The 17,964-nt window shown below is 67.2% G+C and carries 19 protein-coding genes; 7 read left to right on the top strand and 12 right to left on the bottom strand.

Annotation, left to right across the window (positions count from 1 at the left end):
• Positions 1 to 103: 103 nt before the first annotated feature.
• The 4 genes from KBI44_12140 to pilM all read right to left on the bottom strand — a co-directional run bounded on the left by KBI44_12140 (position 104) and on the right by pilM (position 3,044).
• Complete coding sequence (locus KBI44_12140; protein MBP9145226.1) at positions 104 to 580, bottom strand: hypothetical protein; 477 nt, start codon at positions 578 to 580, stop codon at positions 104 to 106.
• Between the two features lie 128 nt (positions 581 to 708).
• Positions 709 to 1,341: a type 4a pilus biogenesis protein PilO gene (pilO, locus tag KBI44_12135; GenBank protein MBP9145225.1), complete on the bottom strand. Its 633-nt coding sequence runs from the start codon at positions 1,339 to 1,341 to the stop codon at positions 709 to 711.
• A 6-nt stretch (positions 1,342 to 1,347) separates the two neighbouring features.
• Positions 1,348 to 2,037 carry a PilN domain-containing protein gene (locus KBI44_12130; protein MBP9145224.1) on the bottom strand — a complete coding sequence of 230 codons (690 nt, stop codon included), beginning with the start codon at positions 2,035 to 2,037 and terminating at the stop codon, positions 1,348 to 1,350.
• A 5-nt stretch (positions 2,038 to 2,042) separates the two neighbouring features.
• The gene (pilM, locus tag KBI44_12125) at positions 2,043 to 3,044 is read right to left on the bottom strand and encodes a type IV pilus assembly protein PilM (protein MBP9145223.1); all 1,002 of its coding nucleotides are present in this window, start codon (positions 3,042 to 3,044) and stop codon (positions 2,043 to 2,045) included.
• A 312-nt stretch (positions 3,045 to 3,356) separates the two neighbouring features.
• Here pilM and KBI44_12120 point away from each other — a divergent pair, with 312 nt between their 5' ends.
• Entirely contained in the window at positions 3,357 to 3,608 is a 252-nt protein-coding gene (locus KBI44_12120; GenBank protein ID MBP9145222.1) for a 50S ribosomal protein L28, read from the top strand.
• A gap of 118 nt (positions 3,609 to 3,726) precedes the next feature.
• On the opposite strand, the gene KBI44_12115 is transcribed toward KBI44_12120, so the two are convergent.
• The 6 genes from KBI44_12115 to KBI44_12090 all read right to left on the bottom strand — a co-directional run bounded on the left by KBI44_12115 (position 3,727) and on the right by KBI44_12090 (position 11,234).
• Entirely contained in the window at positions 3,727 to 5,964 is a 2,238-nt protein-coding gene (locus tag KBI44_12115) for a bifunctional (p)ppGpp synthetase/guanosine-3',5'-bis(diphosphate) 3'-pyrophosphohydrolase (GenBank protein ID MBP9145221.1), read from the bottom strand.
• 87 nt (positions 5,965 to 6,051) lie between these two features.
• Positions 6,052 to 7,251 (bottom strand): protein translocase subunit SecF, encoded by a 1,200-nt coding sequence (secF, locus tag KBI44_12110; GenBank protein MBP9145220.1) that lies wholly within the window; start codon positions 7,249 to 7,251, stop codon positions 6,052 to 6,054.
• A gap of 36 nt (positions 7,252 to 7,287) precedes the next feature.
• A complete protein-coding gene (secD, locus tag KBI44_12105) occupies positions 7,288 to 8,871 on the bottom strand; it encodes a protein translocase subunit SecD (protein MBP9145219.1) in 1,584 nt (527 codons plus the stop codon).
• Complete coding sequence (gene yajC / locus KBI44_12100) at positions 8,868 to 9,206, bottom strand: preprotein translocase subunit YajC (protein MBP9145218.1); 339 nt, start codon at positions 9,204 to 9,206, stop codon at positions 8,868 to 8,870. Before yajC ends, secD begins: the two co-directional genes overlap by 4 nt.
• Positions 9,207 to 9,276: 70 nt before the next feature.
• A complete protein-coding gene (tgt, locus tag KBI44_12095; GenBank protein MBP9145217.1) occupies positions 9,277 to 10,431 on the bottom strand; it encodes a tRNA guanosine(34) transglycosylase Tgt in 1,155 nt (384 codons plus the stop codon).
• Positions 10,432 to 10,445: 14 nt separating this feature from the next.
• Positions 10,446 to 11,234 (bottom strand): outer membrane lipoprotein carrier protein LolA, encoded by a 789-nt coding sequence (locus tag KBI44_12090; protein MBP9145216.1) that lies wholly within the window; start codon positions 11,232 to 11,234, stop codon positions 10,446 to 10,448.
• Positions 11,235 to 11,334: 100 nt separating this feature from the next.
• On the opposite strand from KBI44_12090, the gene KBI44_12085 reads away from it, so the two are divergent.
• From KBI44_12085 to KBI44_12070, 4 genes are all read left to right on the top strand, one after another.
• Complete coding sequence (locus KBI44_12085) at positions 11,335 to 11,634, top strand: FYDLN acid domain-containing protein (GenBank protein ID MBP9145215.1); 300 nt, start codon at positions 11,335 to 11,337, stop codon at positions 11,632 to 11,634.
• A 49-nt stretch (positions 11,635 to 11,683) separates the two neighbouring features.
• A complete protein-coding gene (folK, locus tag KBI44_12080; protein ID MBP9145214.1) occupies positions 11,684 to 12,223 on the top strand; it encodes a 2-amino-4-hydroxy-6-hydroxymethyldihydropteridine diphosphokinase in 540 nt (179 codons plus the stop codon).
• Entirely contained in the window at positions 12,220 to 13,014 is a 795-nt protein-coding gene (locus tag KBI44_12075; protein MBP9145213.1) for a hypothetical protein, read from the top strand. The genes folK and KBI44_12075 overlap by 4 nt, the downstream gene beginning before the upstream one ends.
• A gap of 119 nt (positions 13,015 to 13,133) precedes the next feature.
• Complete coding sequence (locus KBI44_12070; protein ID MBP9145212.1) at positions 13,134 to 14,327, top strand: HD domain-containing protein; 1,194 nt, start codon at positions 13,134 to 13,136, stop codon at positions 14,325 to 14,327.
• Between the two features lie 30 nt (positions 14,328 to 14,357).
• Here KBI44_12070 and KBI44_12065 read toward each other — a convergent pair whose 3' ends face one another.
• Both KBI44_12065 and KBI44_12060 read right to left on the bottom strand, forming a co-directional pair.
• Positions 14,358 to 15,176: a DUF1295 domain-containing protein gene (locus KBI44_12065; protein MBP9145211.1), complete on the bottom strand. Its 819-nt coding sequence runs from the start codon at positions 15,174 to 15,176 to the stop codon at positions 14,358 to 14,360.
• Complete coding sequence (locus KBI44_12060) at positions 15,173 to 16,120, bottom strand: TIGR01777 family oxidoreductase (protein MBP9145210.1); 948 nt, start codon at positions 16,118 to 16,120, stop codon at positions 15,173 to 15,175. Before KBI44_12060 ends, KBI44_12065 begins: the two co-directional genes overlap by 4 nt.
• Positions 16,121 to 16,319: 199 nt before the next feature.
• Here KBI44_12060 and KBI44_12055 point away from each other — a divergent pair, with 199 nt between their 5' ends.
• Together KBI44_12055 and KBI44_12050 are read left to right on the top strand one after the other, a co-directional pair.
• A complete protein-coding gene (locus KBI44_12055; protein MBP9145209.1) occupies positions 16,320 to 16,925 on the top strand; it encodes a type IV toxin-antitoxin system AbiEi family antitoxin domain-containing protein in 606 nt (201 codons plus the stop codon).
• The gene (locus KBI44_12050; protein MBP9145208.1) at positions 16,922 to 17,857 is read left to right on the top strand and encodes a nucleotidyl transferase AbiEii/AbiGii toxin family protein; all 936 of its coding nucleotides are present in this window, start codon (positions 16,922 to 16,924) and stop codon (positions 17,855 to 17,857) included. Before KBI44_12055 ends, KBI44_12050 begins: the two co-directional genes overlap by 4 nt.
• Positions 17,858 to 17,964: the final 107 nt, after the last annotated feature.

Genomic DNA, 17,964 nt, shown 5'->3' with positions numbered 1-17,964 from the left:
GGTCCAAGCCTTCCCGTTCCTGAGTGCCCTTTTCATGCTGTTCACCACGTCTCCCATGTCGCTCGCCTCCATCGCGTAGTCCTGCCTGAAGAAAAAGGTTGGACTACGGGCTGAGCTTCTTGATCACTTCCCGAAACGGCTTGATCACCGTCGGGTCGCTGACGATTTGCTTGAAAACGACCTCTTGCTGCGTGATGCTCACGACGTCACCGTCGTAGAGCTGGTCGCCTTCTCGAATGAGGTAACTCTTTTCCTTGTTCGAGGCCAGGACCTGCGCCACGAAGCCGCGCGAAGTCCGGAAGATGCCGGTGAGGTCGATCTCCTCGATCAGCAGCCCAGGAATCCCCTCGGGCAGCGCGCCCTTGCGTTCCGCCTTGCCCTTAGCGATGAGCAGCGAGCGGAACGGATCGCGCCGACTGCCAGGATCGTAGGAATAGGTCGAGCCCGAGAGCACGTCCTCTTCTCCGGCGAGGATGGCGTCGACGCTCGTGGTCTCTGGTTCCTGCGCGGCCGGAGCCGCTTCCGGCCCGCCGCCCGACGCGGCGCCCGGGGAGGTCTGCGCTGCGGCGAGCGCCGGCAACAGGAGGGTCCCGGTCGCGACGAGCGCACAAAGTACGACGAAGAGCGGGAGGGGCGAGGAGGCCGCGCAACGCACCTGGACGTGCCCGGTTCCGGCCTGCTGCAGTGCTCTGTGGTTCTGGGTCGGCATCACTTCCCCCCCGCCTTGGGCGCGCCCTTCTTGCCCTTCTTGGTGGTGGTGACCGGCTCCGGCGGCGGCGCCTCGCGATAGACGAACGTCTTGGCGGTGAACGCTGCGCTGATCGAGTGCCCCTTGAGGCTCCTCGGCAGGGTCGCGATCTTGAGGTTCTCGATGTTGACGATTCTCGAGAAACGGCCCACCCGATCGAAGAACAGGGCGAGGTTGTGATAGCTGCCGTTGACCCGGATCGCGATCGGCCATTCGCTGTAGAAGTCGCGATCGGTGAAGTTGCCGGGAGTGAACCGCAGGAGGTCGAAATTCCCCTGTTCGGTCAGCTGACGGATCCGCCGCAGCAACTCCGGCGTGTTTCGCCGCGCCGGCAGGATGCGGAGCAGCTTCTCGAGCTCGAGCTCGAGCCGCCGAACTTCTTCGCGGAACTGCGGCAGCTTCTGCTTGGCAGCGCGACCCTCACTGATCTGGACCTGCAGCGCGTCGAGCTGCTTCTTCTTCGCCTCGAACTTCTTGTTGCGCGGGTCCACCAGGCCGAACCAGCAGCCGGCGACGATCGCCGCCGCAACGAGGGCGCCCGCAGCGGCGCCGAAATACCAGGGCTTTCCTTCGAGACCGGTCTGGATCGCCATCGTCTCTTACTCCGCCCTCTTCTTTGGTTCCGTGGCCGGCTTCGCGGCACCGGCGGCGACCCCGCCCTCGGGCGCGGCAGTCGCGTCCGTCGTGAGGGTCGGCGCCTTCGCCGTCTTGAACGAGTAGCCGAGGTTGACCTTGAAGTCGTAGACCTCCGAACGCGCCCCTTTGGCCGTCTTCTGGGTGGCATCCTGAAGGATCGGTTCGGCGAACTCGTCGACCTTGTCGAGATTGTCGATGAAATTCGCGACAGCCGACATGTTGAACGCCGAACCCTTGAGGTTGATCGTGGTCGGCGTCACATCGAGATTGTTGAGCCAGAGCAACTCCGGCAGAGCCCGCGAGACCTGGTCCATGATCTGGACCGGCCCGCGCTGGTTCGCCTTCAGGCCGTTGATGACGTCGATCTTGCGTTCGAGGTCGGCCTTCTTGATCTTGTAGTCCTCGACTTCCTTGATCACTTGCTTGAGCTCTTCGACTTCGCGCTCCGCCGCGGCGACTTCCTTTTCCTTCTTCGTGAGCTGGCTCTGCGCCCAGAAGAACCAGCCGCCACCCGCGAGCAGGCCGATGACGAGGCCACCGGCGAGCAGGAGATTGCCGGTGTCCGCCGCGCCGCCGCCGACACCCAATGGGGAGCGGGCCTTGCGCGCGACGACGGGGCGCTTGCCTTCGGCAAGGAGATTGATCTTGATCATCTCGTCTAGCCCCCCATCTTGCGGATCGCCAGGCCGACGGCGACGGCGAGCATGGGCGAGATCGACTTCAACCAGTCGCGGTCGAAATCGGCCTCGCGGAAGTGGACACGCCGGAGCGGATCGAGGACTTCGATCGGCACGCCGAAGCGTTCGCGCAGCACCTGCTGCAGGTTGGGCGTCAGGGCGCAGCCGCCGGAGAGGACGATCTCGTCGACCGGACCTTCCGAAGAGGTCGCGGCGAAGAAGTCGAACGTCTTCTGGATCTCGGACGCCATCTCCGTGGAGACCTGATCGAGCACCGGGCGGGCATCCGAGGGACCGTAGCGGTCCACGGCCTGGCCGCGCTTCAGGCGCTCCGCCTGATCGAAGGAGAGGTTGAACTCGCGCTGCAGCGACTCGGTGAACTGATTGCCGCCGAACGAGATGTCGCGCCAGAAAGCGGTCTGGCCGCGCGCCAGGATGTTGATGTTGGTGACGCTCGCTCCCATATTGACCAGCGCCACCACCTTGAGCGGGTCGAGGTCGTAGTTCGCCTCGTAGGCGTTCTGGAGCGCGAAGGCATCGACATCGACCAGAACCGGCACCTTGCCGGCCTGACTGATGACCGAGACATAGTCATTGACCTTGTCGCGCTTCACCGCCACGAGGAGGACTTCCATGTTCTCGCGACCCGGCTCACCCTCGGAGAGCACGACATAGTCGAGCCGGACGTCGTTGATGTCGAATGGGATGTACTGCTCGGCCTCCCACTGAATCTGCTCGGCCAGGTCCTCGGCCGGCATCGCCGGCATCTGGATCTTCTTGATGATGACCGAGTGGCCCGAGAGCGAGGTGGCATAGCTCGGGAGCGTGGCGCCGGTGGCGTCATTCAACTTGTGGATGGCGTCCACGACCAGGGACGAGTCCATGATCGAGCCGTCGACGATTGCTTCGGGCGAAAGGGGCTCGATGCCGAGCCGCTGCAGGGAGTACTCCCCTTTGCGCTCCTTGAGCTCGACGAGCTTCATCGCCGAGCTGCCGATGTCGAGCCCTACGAGTCCCTTCGAGCGTGAGAACAGCACGGCGTCTTCTACCCCCTTGCCAGCTGGCGCAGCAACCGCGTTGACTCCGAAAACTTGAGGGCAAGGTAACAGTAACCTCAAGAGCTGTCAAGGGGTTGGCGACAGGGCTGCACAGAAGCATGTGCAGCACTTCACAGCCGGCCGAAGGCCTCCTTCTGGCCGGTGTGGAAGGGTACCCTCCGTCGCCTTGCAGAGCCCACCCTACTTCGCCTAGAATGACCGTTCGCTGGATCCATACCCGAGACCAAGAGGAATCCGATGGCCAAACAATGCGAGATCTGCGGCAAAGGAACGGTTCACGGCCGCAAGGTCAGCCACGCACATAACGTCACGAACCGCACCTGGGAGCCGAACCTGCGTTCCATCAAGGCGCTGATCGCCGGTACCGTCAAGCGCGTCCGGGTCTGCGCGCGCTGCATCCGCAGCGGCAAGGTGCAGCGCCCGCCGGTCCGCAACTACGTCGCCGCAGAGCAGCCGGCCGCTTCGGCTTCGAAGGCTTCCAAGAGCTGAGAAGATTCTGAGCTGCATCGCCGGCCAACCGGTGATGCGGCAATGCGCTGCTGCAGTGGCGCAGTGATCCGACGTCGGGCTCCCTTTCCCCTCACGGGGGTCGGGAGCCCGTTCTGTGTCAGAAGGCGTCTTCTCCGGCTTTCGTCGCGCCCGCCATCCGGCGCGTGACTTCCAGCACTCCCGGCAGATTGCGCACCGCCTGGCGTATGCGCTCGAAGTGGGCGCGATTGGAGACCTCGATCACGACCTCGATCGAGCCGCGCCCCGGACGCGCCGTGTCGGCCTCGATCTGCCGGATGTTGGCCTCGAAACGGGCGATCGCCTCGGTCAGGCGGGCGAGCATCCCCGGCCTGTCCTCGGTCTCGATGAGCAGCGAGACCGGATAGAGCCCCTTGTCCTGACTCGCCCACGCGACCTCAATCTCGCGCTCGGCGTTGTAGAGCAGGTTCTTCACGTTCGGGCAGTCCACGGAATGCACGGAGACTCCGCGGCCGCGCGTGATGTATCCGATGATCTCGTCGCCGGGCACCGGCCGGCAGCACTTGGCGGGAACCGCGAGCAGATCGCCGTAGCCTCGCACCGCGATCGGCCCCTGGCTGCCGCCGGCGAGCACTCGATCGATCGCCTTGCGGATCGGCCCCGGCGGCTTCGGTGGCTCCTGGAGCTTGTCCTGCGGCAGCAGCGCGGCCATTACCTGGCCGACCGTCGCTTTGCCGTATCCGAGGCGCCCGTAGAGATCCTCCGGGCGGGAGAGGCCCTCCGCCTCCATCAACTTGCGGAACTCCGCGCTCTCGATCACCTTCTTGGGACTCAGGCGATAGCGCCGCAGCTCCCGTTCCAGCATCCGCTGACCGAGCTCGGTGGCCTGCGCGGTCTGCTGGGTGTTGAGCCAGTGGCGGATCTTGTGCTTGGCGCGCGAGGTGACGACCAGCGAGAGCCAGTCGCGGCTGGGTACGCGGCTCGGACTCGTCAGGATCTCGACGATGTCGCCGGTCTTGAGCGGCGTGCGCAACGGCACGAGACGGCCGTTGACCCGGGCGCCCGTGCAGCGATGGCCCAGGTCGGTGTGGATGCGGTAGGCGAAGTCGAGCGGCATCGCGTCGCGCGGAAAGGCGAGCACGTCGCCTTTCGGGGAGAAGACGTAGACCTCGTCCTGGTAGAGATCGAGCTTCAGGCCGGAGAGGAAGTGACGCGGATCACTGACGTCGGTCTGGAACTCGAGCAGTTGGCGCAGCCAGAGGACACTCTTGTCGACGCCTTCCGAGCTGATTTTGCCCTCCTTGTAGCGCCAATGGGCGGCGATGCCCTCTTCGGCGACGAGGTCCATCTCCCGTGTCCGGATCTGCACCTCGAAGGGCTGTCCCGCCGGCCCCAGCACCGTCGTGTGCAACGACTGGTAGAGGTTCGGCTTGGGCATCGCGATGTAGTCCTTGAACCGCCCTGGAATCGGCCGCCAGTTCTGGTGGACGATGCCCAGCGCCGCATAGGTGTCGCGCAGATTGGTCGTCACGATGCGGAACGCCAGGTAGTCGTAGAGCTCCGAAATGTCGATCTCCTGCCGCCGCAGCTTCTGGTAGATCGAGTAGTACCGCTTGACGCGGAAGTTGATCTCGACCTCGACCCCGGCCTCGGCCAGGCTGCTCACCAGGCGCTCCCGGAGCTTCTCGATCGTGCCCCGTCCGACTTTCAGCTTCTCGTCGAGGCTGGTCTTGAGCGAGGCGAACTGCAGCGGATAGAGGTAGTAGAACGCGAGATCCTCGAGGTCCCCCTTGACCTTCGCCATGCCGAGCCGGTTGGCGAGCGGCGCGTAGATCTCGAGCGTCTCCTGCGAGATCCGGCGCCGGGCCTCTGGCGCCATCGCGTCCAGGGTCATCATGTTGTGCAGGCGATCGGCGAGCTTGACCAGAATGACCCGCACGTCCTTGGCCGAGGCCAGGATCATCTTGCGGAAAGTCTCCGCCTGCGCCTCGTCCTTGCGCACGTAGGAGTGGCGCCCGATCTTGGTCACGCCGTCGACGAGCTCGGCGATCTCGGGGCCGAACTCGCCTTGGAGGACCTCGAGCGTGGTCAGCGTGTCCTCGAGCACGTCGTGCAGAAGTCCCACGGCGACGCAGGTCTGGTCGAACCGCAGGTCAGCGAGCAGCCAGGCGACGCTCGCCGGATGGGTCATGTACGGTTCGCCGGAGCGCCGCACCTGGTCCTTGTGCATCTCGGCCGAGTAGCCGAAGACGCGGTCGAGATAGGCGCGGTCGACGAACCGGCCGTTGTCCTCGAGGCGGCGTGCGAGATCCGCCGAAGTCGGAGGCTTCGGCGGCGAAACCGGCGGCGCGGGTGGCCGCTTGCGGAGGTCGGGCATCGGAGAGGACAGGTCGCGCGGGCGCGACCTATCTGCCGATTATAGGGTCTGGCCGCCGCGGCGCCGGGGCGGCCGGGACGGCGGGGATCAACGTGTCTTCGACGGCGCGGGCTTCGGCTCGCCTGTCGCGCTCGACTCGCGGCCACCGCTGCCGAACCACTGCTCCCAGAGCAGGGCGAAGGGGCTCGCGATGTAGATCGACGAATAGGTGCCGATGATGATGCCCGAGAGCATGATGAACGAGAAGCCCTTGATGACGTCGCCACCGAACAGGAAGAGCATCAGCGAGGCGAGGATGGTCGTTCCACCGGTGAGCAGGGTCCGGGAGAGCATCTGGTTCAGGCTGCTGTTCAGCACCTTGAGGAGGTTGCGCCCGCGGTGCTTCTGCATGTTCTCGCGCACGCGGTCGAAGGTCACCACGGTGTCGTTCACCGAGTAGCCGATGAGCGTCAGGAAGGCGGCGATCGTGGTCAGGTTGAACTCGTAGCCCATGAAGGCGTAGAGACCGAGGGTGATGAGCACATCGTGGATGCTCGCCATGGTGGCACCGATCGCGAAGCGCAGCTCGAAGCGGATCCAGATGTAGATCAGCATGCCGATGAGGGCGCCGATGACGGCGAGGAAGCCGCGCCGGCGAAGCTCCGAGCCGACCTGGGGACCGACGTTCTCGATCGCGAGCGGCGAGAACTTGCCGATCGAAGCGGAGGACTTCAGGGCCTCGAAGGACTTGCCCGAGACTCCGGGAATGGCCGCCACCTCGTCCCACGACCGGAAGATCGCCGCCTTCTTGCGCACCGCCATGATCGACTCTGCGACCGCGGTGTAGTGCGCGGCCACGGCCTCGGGCTCACCGGTGACTCCGTCCGGGTTCGCCGCCACGAGCAGCTGCGAGATCGAGCCCGTGCCGATCTGGTTCAGGTCGGCGCCCGAGGCCGCCTGATTGTAGTGCTGCGAGAGTGCTTCGAGAATCTGCGTCGCGGCGCCCTCTTCGGTGCCTTCGAGAATCGGATTGCGGACGAGGATCTCGTGGTCGCCGGTCTTGCCGAAGCGCTGGATCTGGCTGTCCTTGAGGCCGGCGCGGGCGAGGATGTCCCGCAGCTCGGGGACATCCGGCTCCGCCGCGAACTTGAGCGTCAGCTGCGTTCCGCCGACGAAGTCGATCCCCATGTTCAACTTGCCGAGAAAAAAGACCGCGACGGCGCCCACGACCATGACCGCGAGGGAAAATCCGATGAAGAACTTCCGGTACTTCATGAAATCGATGTTGGTATTGCGAAGAAAATCCATTCCCTGGCTCCTGTCTGCGGTTCCGGGCGAGCGTTCCTAGATCGAGATCGACTGAGACTTGCGGGCCGGCGTGTACACGAGGTCGAAAAGGAACCGGCTGACGAAGATCGCGCAGAAGAGGGTTCCGAGGATGCCGACCGAGAGCGTCACCGCGAAACCCCGGATCGGCCCGGTGCCGAACTGGAAGAGGAAGAGGGCGGCAATCAGAGTCGTGATGTTCGAGTCCAGGATCGACGACAGCGCGTTGTGGAAGCCGGCGTCGATCGCCGCGCGAACGGTCTTGCCGACCTTCATCTCCTCCTTGATGCGCTCGAAGATGAGGACGTTGGCGTCGACCGCCATGGCGATCGAGAGCACGATTCCGGCGATGCCGGGAAGGGTCAGCGTAGCGCCGAAATAGGACAGGGCGCCGAAGAGAAGCAGGACGTTGAGCGCCAGCGCGACCAGGGCGTTGACGCCGCTCAACCTGTAGACGATCAACATGGTCAGGACGACGCACAGCATGCTGAGCATTCCCGCCTTCATGCTCGACTCGATCGAGTCCTGCCCGAGCGACGGTCCGACCGTCCGGTCCTCGAGGTAGGTGATCCCGGCCGGCAGCGCGCCGGAGCGCAGCGTCGTCACGAGGTCCTGCACCTCCTGTTGGCTGAAGTTGCCCTCGATGATGCCGGAGTCGGTGATGCGCGAGTTGATCACCGGCGCCGACACCACGCGGTTGTCGAGGATGATCGCGAGCCCTCGACCGACGTTCGCTCCGGTCGCGTCGCCGAACCGGCGCGCGCCATCGGCGTTGAGATGGAAGGCCACCACCGGCTGGTTGAACTGGCCCGAAGAGACGTTGGCCGACTTCAACTCGCGCCCGGTGATCACCTGGCGCTTCTGCACGGCGTAGTAGGACTGCCCGAGGATCCGGCCCTGATCGTCTCGCTGATCCTGCGCCATGATCTCGATGTCGGCCGGGAGGCTGCCACCGTAGCGGCCGAGGATCTCGTCCCGCGTCGCCACGCCGGAGCCGCCCGCGGGCGGATACTCGGTCAGGCGGAATTCGAGGAAGGCGGTGCTCTTGATCAGTCGCTTGACACGCTCCGGATCGTCGACACCAGGGAGCTGAACGACGATGCGGTCGCCCTCGAGACCCTGGCGCGCAATCACCGGCTCGGCGACGCCGTACTGGTTGACCCGGTTGTCGATCGTGAGCTTGGCCTGTTCGACCGCGAGATTGCGCACGGCGCGCTCGTTGATCGAGGTCATCGTGAAGACCGTCCGGCTGCCCTGGCGGCTCCAGTCCCAACGCTGCGACGTGAGGTAGTCGTTGGCGGCCTTGTTGAGCACGGCGTCCTTCTCGGGCGGGACTCCGGTCACTTCGAAGGTGGTGTCGGTGACGCGCGAGGTCGCCACGGATGAGACGCCGCCGTCGGCGATCTCGCGTCGCAGGACCTCCATGTCCTTGTCGGTCTCGGCGCGAACGGCATCCTGGGTTTCGACCTTGAGCACCAGATGGATGCCGCCCTGAAGGTCGAGACCGAGATTGAGCTTGTCCTTCGGCGGATAGAAGGCGAGCAGCGAGAGCGCTGCGAGAAGCACGATGAAGCCGCCCTTGATGAGCAGTCCCCTGTTCACTTGGTGACCTCCGGTTCGGCGCTGCCCTCGAGGCCTGCGATGGCGGACTTCAACACCCGCACCTTGACGTTCTCACCGAGCTTGAGATGGACGACACGATCCTCGACTGCGGCGATCTCGCCGATCAGCCCGCCGTTGGTCACCACCTTGTCGCCGCGCTTCAGGCCCTCGACCACCTTCTGCAGGGCCTTCTGGCGCTTGCGCATCGGCGCAAGCAGCAGAAAGTAGAAGATGCCGAAGACGAGGAAGATCGGCACCAGAGAGACGAGCGGATTCTGAGTCTGCGCCTGGGCCAGCAGGGTCCCTGCACTCGGCCATTGAATGATCTGCAACATTTCTCGACTCCCGAGTTCGATTCCGTGCAGCTACTGAATGTCGTCTTGCCCCCGCCAGGCGCGCGCCGACTCACGACCGCGAGCGCGGCTCCTGGCTCTCCACCGCCACAGAATTCTCGGATCGGTGTTCGTCGGCGGAGCGACTGGTCCATCTGCGGGCCAGGTCCGCTACCCGAAAAGCCGCAATAGCTTCTCTCGCTTCCCCCATGAAGTCAAGGAATACGCGCAGATTGTGAATGGTGCCGTAGACGGCCGCGGACAGCTCACCGGAGCGGAAAAGATGGTGCAGGAAGGCCCGCGAGAGGCGGCTGCAGACGGGGCAGCCGCACTCGGGATCGAGCGGCGCGGCGTCGTCCCGGAAACGGGCGTTCTTGATCCGCAGCGCCCCCTCGCGGGTGTAGAGCAGGCCGTGGCGGCCGTTTCTCGCCGGCAGCACGCAGTCGAAGAGATCGACGCCATGGGAGATGGCATGCAACATGTCGGGAATCGTGCCGACCCCCATGAGGTAGCGCACTTTGGCCTCCGGCAGGCCGGGCGTCGTCCACTCGATCGCCGCCCGGCGGGGCCCGAGCGGCTCGCCCACGCTGACCCCGCCGATCGCGTAGCCGTCGAAGGGCAGCTGCGAGAGCGCCGCCGCCGAAGCTTCCCGCAGGTGACGAAAGCTGCTCCCCTGAACGATCCCGAAGAGTGCTGTCGCGCCGGTCGTCCGCGCCGCAATCGAGCGCTCTGCCCAGCGCAGCGTCCGGGCGAGGGCCGCGGCGGCGACCGACTCGGTCACCGGCCAGGGGGGGCACTCGTCGAGCACCATCGCGATATCGACGCCGATGGCCTCCTGCGCCGCGACGACGCCTTCGGGCGTGAGCTCGAGGAGGGAACCGTCGAGGTGACTGCGGAAGCGCACGCCGTGCTCGTCGACTTTGCGCAACGCGGCCAGGGAGAACACCTGGAAGCCTCCGCTGTCGGTCAGAATCGGCCGGTTCCAGCCGGTGAAGCGGTGCAGGCCGCCGGCGCGCTCGAGGGTCCCGATCCCTGGCCGCAGCGAGAGGTGATAGAGGTTCGCCAGCATCACCTGCGCCCCGGTGGCTTCCAACTCCTGCGGCGTCAGACCTTTGACCGCGCCGAGGGTGCCTACGGGCATGAAACCCGGGGTGTCGATCGCACCTCGGGCGGTGTCGAGCCGCCCGCGCCGGGCACCGCCGTCGCGGGCCAGAATGTCGAAGTTCATGCCGAGACGCCCGCTCAGGGCTTGGCGTCGCTGCCGCGATCGAGATCGACGACCTTGATCTCGACCTCGCGCGGAATCGCCAGCTCGAAGCGCGCCTCGGGGATCTCTCCGTTCAGCCGCAGGTGGTCGAAGCGGTACTCGGTCGTATCGCCGTTGGCCTCGACATAGCGCACCCGAACGGGCAGGAAGAGCTTGCGGTCGATCCACAGGCTCATCGCCGCCAGACGCTTGCGGATGCGCCCGAAGCGCGGCGCCAGGTCGAGGCGGTACGGCTCGCCGGCCCCGGGGCTCGCCCCTGGCGCCCCTTGGACGGCAGGAGGGAAGGCGAACGTGACCGCGAAGTACTTCATCAGGGTGTCGAGCGAGCCGCTGGCGTTCAGATAGCGAAACACCTGCGAGGAGGCGCGGCCGACCTTCACCTTCTCGGCCTTGCCGAGGTCCTTGAACCAGGTGACCATCTCGTCCTCGCGGATCACCAGCGACACCGGTTTGGGAGAGAGGTAGTCCCAGCGCACCAGGTCGGGGGCCGAATAGGCGAACGACCCCCGGGACTCCTCCGGCACGGTGAGAAACTCGCTGACCCGGTTCTGGACGAAATCGGCCTCGAGGGTGCGCAGGCGCTTCTGCTCGAAACGGATCCGGTCGACCAGCGCCTCGGAGCGCTGAACCAGCGTCAAGCCCGGAGCTTCGGGGTTTGGAACCCCCGCTTCGTCGCCCCGCGCCGGTCCGGGCACGATTGCCGTAGCCAGGGCCAGACCCCAGGCGGCGAGCGTGGCGCGGCGCGCAGAGCGGTTTCTCGTCATCCGTTCATACTATCCCGCGCCGGATTGTTGACAGCCCGCTAGGGCGCTGCTACGTTCGTGGACTCGCCGGGGTCACCCGGCCCAAGGAGCTCGAGAACGCATGGCCGACCTGGGTACCAAACACGAGTGCTACAACTGTGGCGCGAAGTTCTACGACATGGGGCGCCCCGCGCCCATCTGCCCGAAGTGCGCCGCCAACCAGAAGGACGCCAAGCGGCCCGAGCTGGCGGCGGAGTCCTCGGCAGCCAAGCGCAAGCGCCGGGAGGACGTGCCCAAGCCCGTGCCCGAGGCGGACGACGATCTCGTCGTGACGCCGGACGACGACATCCCGGACGACGAGATCGAGGCGCCGGAAGGGGTTGTCGAGGAAGAGGTCGACTTCGACGACGACGAGGAGTAGCCCGCCGCGGCGACCGCAGCGAGCGCTGCAACCGCCACCAGCGCAGCCTGTGCGCCGGTTCGCGCTCGCGCTGGGCAGCAATCTCGGCGACTCCCGGCGGATCTTCGAACAGGCGCTCGTCCGGCTCGAAGCGACGCTCGGACCGCTCGACGTCGCGCCGCTCTATCGGACGGAGCCGGTCTCGGCAATCTCGCAGCCGCCGTTCCTCAACACGGTGGTTCTCGGTTCGACGAGGCTCGCCGCCGGTGAGCTCCTGGAGCTCACCCAGCGGGTCGAGGCCGATTTCGGCCGCGAGCGCAACGCCGGCGAGTTGCCCGAAGGGCCGCGAACGCTCGACATCGACCTGCTCGTGCTGGGCGACGAGCAACGTTCCGGGGAGGCACCGCTCCTTCCCCATCCCCGCCTGCGCCTGCGGCGCTTCGTGCTGGCGCCGCTTTGCGACCTCGCCCCCGATTGGCCGCTTCCTCCCGACGGCGCGACCGCGTGCGAGCTGCTCGGCCGGCTTCCCGACTCTCCCTGGGTGGAGCGCCTTGCTGAGCCGCTGCGCTGCGTGAAGGTCGCGTCGCAGAGCGATCGCTCCGTCCGATGACCGCGCTAGCGCTCGCCTTCCAGTTGCTGGTCCTGGGACTGCACGTCGTGGTCCCCTGGCATCTCGCCAAACCCGACGACGACCCCTCCGGGAGCCTCCCGGGCGATCTTTCGCGGGGCGTCGGCGACAGCAAACGGATCTGGGCGCTGGTCGCGACTCCACTCCTCCTCGCCGCCGCCCTCGCGGCGCTCTTCACCGTGGGCGCACGGATCGACGCAGCGCTCACCTGGGGACTCTCCTGGCCGCCCGCCACGATCCCGGCGCTCGCTGTCGGCTTCTCCGCGGTCGCCGTCGCCCTGTGCGATCTTCTGCTGCTCGCCGGCCACCGCAGGCTCGAGCCGGCCGGCTGGCGTATTGCCGCCGGCCTGGCGCTGCTGCTCCTCGCGGCAGCGAGCGTCGCCGGCGAGCTGCTGCGCCTCGGCCGCGGACCGGCGGCGGGCCTCGCCGGCCTCCTGGTCGCCGCCCTCTCTCGTCTGCCGCTGGCGCTAGCCGCCGGCGAGGCCGCCGCGGGGCCGGTACGTTGGCTCACGCCGCTCGCCGGCGTCGCGCTGCCGTTCTCGCTCCTCGGCTTCTCGACACCGGTGCGCGCGACGCTCGGCGCCGATCTCGCGACCCTTGCGGCCGCGACCTTCCTCCTGCTCGCGGCGCGCTTCGTGCCGCTCTCCCTGCGGCGCCCGGCAGCGCTCGCCGGGGTGCTCCTCGCCGCGCTCTTTCTCGACCGCACGGCCGACCTCTCGGCCGCCATCGAGCCCGGCTCGACGATCCCCGACCTCTTCCTGCCCGAACCCTGACCGGCAGGACGCCGGGCTCCTGCTTCGGGGAGGTCGCTCCCGCGCACCTGGGCCCGATCTCCGCCCATTTTCGGCCATCTCCAGACGGCCCGCTGCGCTATTGTTCCCCGAGGCGCAACGTGCTCACCCTTCGCGATCCGATTCACGGCTTCATCGAAACCGATGCGCTCGAAGCAGCGCTGGTCGACAGTCGTCCGCTCCAGCGTCTGCGCTTCATCCATCAACTGGGATTGACCTTCCTCGTCTATCCCGGCGCCGAGCACAGCCGCTTCTCGCACGTGCTCGGCGCCATGTCGCTCGCCGGCCGGATGCTCGACGCCCTGCTCAGGAAGAGCCCGGGCCTGCTGGGCGCCGACGAGCGCCGCCGGGCGCGCCGCCTGGTGCGGCTCGCAGCGCTCTTCCATGATGCCGGGCACGCGCCCTTCAGCCATTCGGCCGAGGAGCTCTTCGAGGGCGGCATCGACCACGAGGCGATGACGGCGCGCCTCCTCGCCTCCGACGAGATTCAGGCGCTGTTCGATCGCCTCGGCGACGGCATCGCGCCGGCCGATGTCGCGGCGCTTCTCGGCGGCAAAGTGCCGCCCGAGAGACGATTCCTGGCGCAGATCATCTCGGGCGAGCTCGACGTGGACAAGATGGACTACCTGCTGCGCGACAGCCTCTACTGCGGCGTGCGCTACGGCGTCTACGACCTCGACCGCCTGCTCGACACGCTGGCCGTCGTCTCGGACCCCGAGACCGGCGCGCTCGGCGTCGGCGTCGAAGAGGGCGGCGTGCATGCCATCGAGGCGCTCGTCCTGGCGCGTTATTACATGTTCACGCAGGTCTACTTCAACGTCACCGGCAAGGCGCTCGAGCAGCACCTCTCTGAATGGATGCGGGCCGCGAACCGCCAGTGGCCGGCCGATCCGGAGCACTTTCTGCGCCAGGACGACCTCTCGACGCTCGAGGCGATGCGGGCCTCGGACAACCAGCACGCCCAGGCGGTGGTCCATCGCCGCCACTTCCCGCTCGCCTTCGAGACCCGCGAGCACCTTTCGGAGGCCGAGAGCGAGGCGTTCGAATCTCTCCTCCCCGCGCTCCGGGCGCACTACGGTCCGGGTGAGATTCTCGTCGCCCGTTCCGCCAAGGATCCCCATCGCCTGGGCGGCAGCCCCGTCTGGGTCCGCTATCGCGACGGCCACCTCGAGTCGATGGAGAGTGCCAGCCACTTCATCCGCCATCTGACCCGGATCGACCGCTACCGGGTCTACACCCGCCCCGAGATCTGCGAAGAGGTCGCCGCCGAGCTGCGGGCGCAGTTTCTCGTCTAGCGGTCCTCTCTTCGGCGCCCTGCCGACAGGTCAGCTCGAACGCAGGCGCTTGGGAAACCAGGGGAGGAAGGCGCTGGTGCGGGCGATGTAGGCGGCGTAGCCGGGCTTGGTCGAGCTGAGGCCGCGCTCGAGAAGCGCCACGCCGGAGACCTTGAGCAGCAGCACGGTCATCACGAGCGGACTGGCGATCGTCCACGCGCCTCCCGGCACGCCGCAAGCCACGAGATAGAAGCCCCACCAGAGCGTCGCGTCGCCGAAGTAGTTCGGGTGCCGGCTGTAGCGCCACAGACCGACATCGCAGACCTTGCCGCGGTTCGCCGGATTCGCCCTGAAGTTCGCGAGCTGCGCGTCGCCGACCGCCTCGAAGAGGAAGCCGACGAGGAAGAGCGCGAGGCCGGCGAAGTCGAAGGGGCCGAGCCCTGCGCCTGCGAATCCCGCACCGGCGGAGCGCCCGGCGACGCTCGCCGCGGCGACCAGCGGCATGGCGACGAGTAGCAGCAGCGCCCCCTGCAGGCCGAAGACCGTGAACAGCGAGAGCCAGGCGAAGTGCGGACCCTGATTCTTTCGCATCGCCCGATAGCGGTAGTCCTCGCCCTTACCGAGATTGCGCAGGAAGATGTGGATGGCGAGCCGCAGACTCCAGACGCTCACCATCGCCAGCACGAGAAGCTTGCGGGCCGGATCGCCCGCTCCACCCCAGGCGCCCACCGCCGCCACGAGAGCGAAGCCCGGTCCCCACATCACGTCGACGATGCTCGCGTCGCGAAGCCGCACGCTCACCAGCCAGCCGAGGGTGAGGTAGATGGCGAGAACCGGTGCGGCGTGCCCGAGCACGACCCAGAAGCTCATCGCGTCGCCTCGCCTTCATCCCGGCGGCAGAGATCGCCGAGCGCCGCTGCGAGGGCCGGATAGCGGAACCGGAAACCGAGGTCGAGGAGCCGCTGCGGCACCACCCGCTGACTGGCGAGCACCAGGTCGGCCATCTCGCCGAGCGCGGCACGCATTGTCCAGGCGGGCGCCCGGACAAGGAGCGGCCGGTGGAGCGCCCGCGCCAGCTGGCGCGAGAAGGCGGCCTGCGTCTCCGGCGCCGGCGCGGCGAGATTGACCGCGCCGTGGGCCGCTTCGTTCCCGATCAGGAACTCGAGGGCCGCAATCTCGTCGGCGAGATGGATCCAGGGCATCCACTGCTTCCCCGATCCCAGAATGGCGCCGGCGCCGAGCCGGAACGGCAGCGCCATCTTGGGGAAGGCACCGCCCTCGCGCGCCAGGACGACCCCCGTCCGCGCCAGCACGCGGCGCACGCCGAAGCTCTCCGCCGGGGCGCTCGCAGCCTCCCAGGCCCGGGCGGTCTCGCCGAGGAAGCCACCGCCCGCGTCCGCCTCCTCGGGCAGGAGCTCGTCGGCCCGGTCGCCGTAAAAACCGACCGCCGATCCCTGCAGCAGGACCCGCGGTGGCCGCTTCGCCTGCGCGATCGCCTCCACGACGGCGGCCGTGCTCTGCAGCCGGCTATCCACGATGCGCGCCTTGCGCCCCGCGCTCCAGCGCCCGCCCGCGATCGACTCCCCGGCCAGATTGACGATCGCCTCGGCGCCGGAAGCGAGCTCACCCCAGCCCTTCGCCGTGCGACCGTCCCAGGCCGCGAGCCGGCAACCGGGAGGCAGCTCGCGCTCACCTGCCTTCGCGGACGCCGAGCGCGACAGCAGCACGACCTCCCTGCCGGAAGCGGCGAGACGAGCCGCGAGCGCGCGTCCGATGAGTCCTGTTCCGCCGGCGATGAGGATGCGTTCGCTCATGTCTCTCTCTGTCTAGCGTACGCCCGATCCGCCCCGGCGGATGGTCGAAGGCGTCACCGACGACCCGCGGGGGGTGTTCGAAGTCTCAGAGGTGCCCCACCATCGATCTCACTCTGCTGCAAAGGCCTGCTCTGCGACACTGGTGCTACAATTCGTCGGGTCTTGTATGTAATGGTCGACGTTTTGTATCATCCAGTCGATGACGGCCACTCCGATCGAGACTCAGGCTATGCGGGTGATCCGGCGACTCGGTATCGTGCGTGCCTCGGAGCTCGAGTCGCACGGCATCCCCCGCGGTCAGCTCTACCGCCTCGTACGCAAGGGTCTGGTCGAGCGCCAAGCACGCGGGATCTACGTTGCCGGAAATCACCCCATCACCGCCGAACACACCCTCGCCCACGTCGCCAAGCGCGTGCCGGGTGGGATCTTCTGCCTGCTCACGGCGCTGCGCTTCCATGAGCTGACGACGCAGGCCCCGGCTGAGATCTGGATCGCGCTGCCCGAAAAGGCGCGCCGGCCGAAACTCGACTACCCGCGCCTGCGGGTCGCGCGCTTCTCGGGTCCGGCGCTCACCGAGGGCATCGAGACCCATCGGCTGGAGGGCGTCAAGGTTCGCGTCTACTCGGCTGCCAAGACAGTCGCCGACTGCTTCAAGTACCGCAACAAGGTCGGTGTGGATGTCGCTGTCGAGGCGCTGCGCGATTTCGGCCGGCTGCACCGGGGCCGCGCGGCCGAGCTCGCACGCTACGCGAAGATCTGCCGGGTGTCGCGTGTCATGCAACCCTACATGGACGCGATCGCATGAGCGGGGGCAGGAGCAACCTCCCGGCCTCCGTCGCCGCGCGCCTGCTCCATCGGGCGCGAGAGAGCGGCGACGTCTATCAGACGCTCCTCACGAGCTTCTGTTTCGAGCGTTTCCTCTACCGACTTGGAAAGTCCGAAGCTCGCGAGCGCTTCGTGCTCAAGGGCGCCATGCTCCTTCGCCTCTGGTCGGATCAGCCCTACCGAGCTACGCGGGATCTCGATCTCCTGCGCCAGGGCGATGGCTCGCAGGCGGCCATCCGCCGCGACGTGGAGGCGATCTGCGGGGTTGCGGCGGAACCGGACGGCATCGTCTTCGACGCTGGCGCCATTCGGATCGAGCCGATCCGCGCCGAGGACGAGTACGCCGGCACGAGAGTGACCCTCATGGCACATTGCGGCACCGCGCGGCTGACCCTGCAGATCGACATGGGACTCGGTGACTCGGTTTGGCCTGCGGCCCGGTCGTTTCTGTATCCGGCCCTGCTCGACTTTCCCCCACCCCGGATTCTGGCCTACCCGCGCGAGGCCGTCGTTGCAGAGAAGCTCGAGGCCATGGTCGTCCTCGGCGACCGCAACAGCCGCATCAAGGACTTCTTCGATCTGCACCATCTGGCGAGCCACTTCGAATTCGATCGGGCGACCCTCACCGAGGCTATTCGCAGGACGTTCGATAGACGGCACACGCCGATTCCGGAAGAGGAGCCGCTAGGACTGACGGCGGCCTACTGGGAGAATCCCTCGCGTCCTGTCCAGGTTAGGGCCTTTGCCCGACGCGCGGGACTCACCCTGGCCACCGATCCAGGAGTCGAGTTCGCGCAAGCGCTTTCCGCGTTCCTGTCCCCGGTGCTCGGCGACGTGCGCGAGGCCACCCGGCGCGAAGGAACCTGGCCGCCAGGCGGACCGTGGCCGCCCGCCGCGGAACCGAGCGCCTGACCGCCGCCCGCAGGCCCACGGCGCATCAGAGTGGCTCTTCAGCTGGGAGAGCACCACCTTCGCATCGCGGGGGTCGAGGGTTCGAATCCCTTCCGCTCCACCATTTC

This window comes from Thermoanaerobaculia bacterium, assembly GCA_018057705.1.
Classification (GTDB): domain Bacteria; phylum Acidobacteriota; class Thermoanaerobaculia; order Multivoradales; family JAGPDF01; genus JAGPDF01.
This window is presented reverse-complemented; position numbering and strand designations above follow the sequence as displayed.

Excerpts from the sequence above, each read along its gene's own strand:
- KBI44_12055 (MBP9145209.1), top strand. The coding sequence starts at position 16,320 with ATGACGGCCACTCCGATCGAGACTCAGGCTATGCGGGTGATCCGGCGA.
- KBI44_12065 (MBP9145211.1), bottom strand. The coding sequence starts at position 15,176 with ATGAGCTTCTGGGTCGTGCTCGGGCACGCCGCACCGGTTCTCGCCATC.
- KBI44_12120 (MBP9145222.1), top strand. The coding sequence starts at position 3,357 with ATGGCCAAACAATGCGAGATCTGCGGCAAAGGAACGGTTCACGGCCGC.
- tgt (MBP9145217.1), bottom strand. The coding sequence starts at position 10,431 with ATGAACTTCGACATTCTGGCCCGCGACGGCGGTGCCCGGCGCGGGCGG.
- KBI44_12130 (MBP9145224.1), bottom strand. The coding sequence starts at position 2,037 with ATGATCAAGATCAATCTCCTTGCCGAAGGCAAGCGCCCCGTCGTCGCG.
- pilM (MBP9145223.1), bottom strand. The coding sequence starts at position 3,044 with ATGAAGCTCGTCGAGCTCAAGGAGCGCAAAGGGGAGTACTCCCTGCAG.
- KBI44_12085 (MBP9145215.1), top strand. The coding sequence starts at position 11,335 with ATGGCCGACCTGGGTACCAAACACGAGTGCTACAACTGTGGCGCGAAG.
- secF (MBP9145220.1), bottom strand. The coding sequence starts at position 7,251 with ATGGATTTTCTTCGCAATACCAACATCGATTTCATGAAGTACCGGAAG.
- pilO (MBP9145225.1), bottom strand. The coding sequence starts at position 1,341 with ATGGCGATCCAGACCGGTCTCGAAGGAAAGCCCTGGTATTTCGGCGCC.
- KBI44_12075 (MBP9145213.1), top strand. The coding sequence starts at position 12,220 with ATGACCGCGCTAGCGCTCGCCTTCCAGTTGCTGGTCCTGGGACTGCAC.
- KBI44_12060 (MBP9145210.1), bottom strand. The coding sequence starts at position 16,120 with ATGAGCGAACGCATCCTCATCGCCGGCGGAACAGGACTCATCGGACGC.
- yajC (MBP9145218.1), bottom strand. The coding sequence starts at position 9,206 with ATGTTGCAGATCATTCAATGGCCGAGTGCAGGGACCCTGCTGGCCCAG.
- KBI44_12115 (MBP9145221.1), bottom strand. The coding sequence starts at position 5,964 with ATGCCCGACCTCCGCAAGCGGCCACCCGCGCCGCCGGTTTCGCCGCCG.
- KBI44_12090 (MBP9145216.1), bottom strand. The coding sequence starts at position 11,234 with ATGACGAGAAACCGCTCTGCGCGCCGCGCCACGCTCGCCGCCTGGGGT.
- KBI44_12050 (MBP9145208.1), top strand. The coding sequence starts at position 16,922 with ATGAGCGGGGGCAGGAGCAACCTCCCGGCCTCCGTCGCCGCGCGCCTG.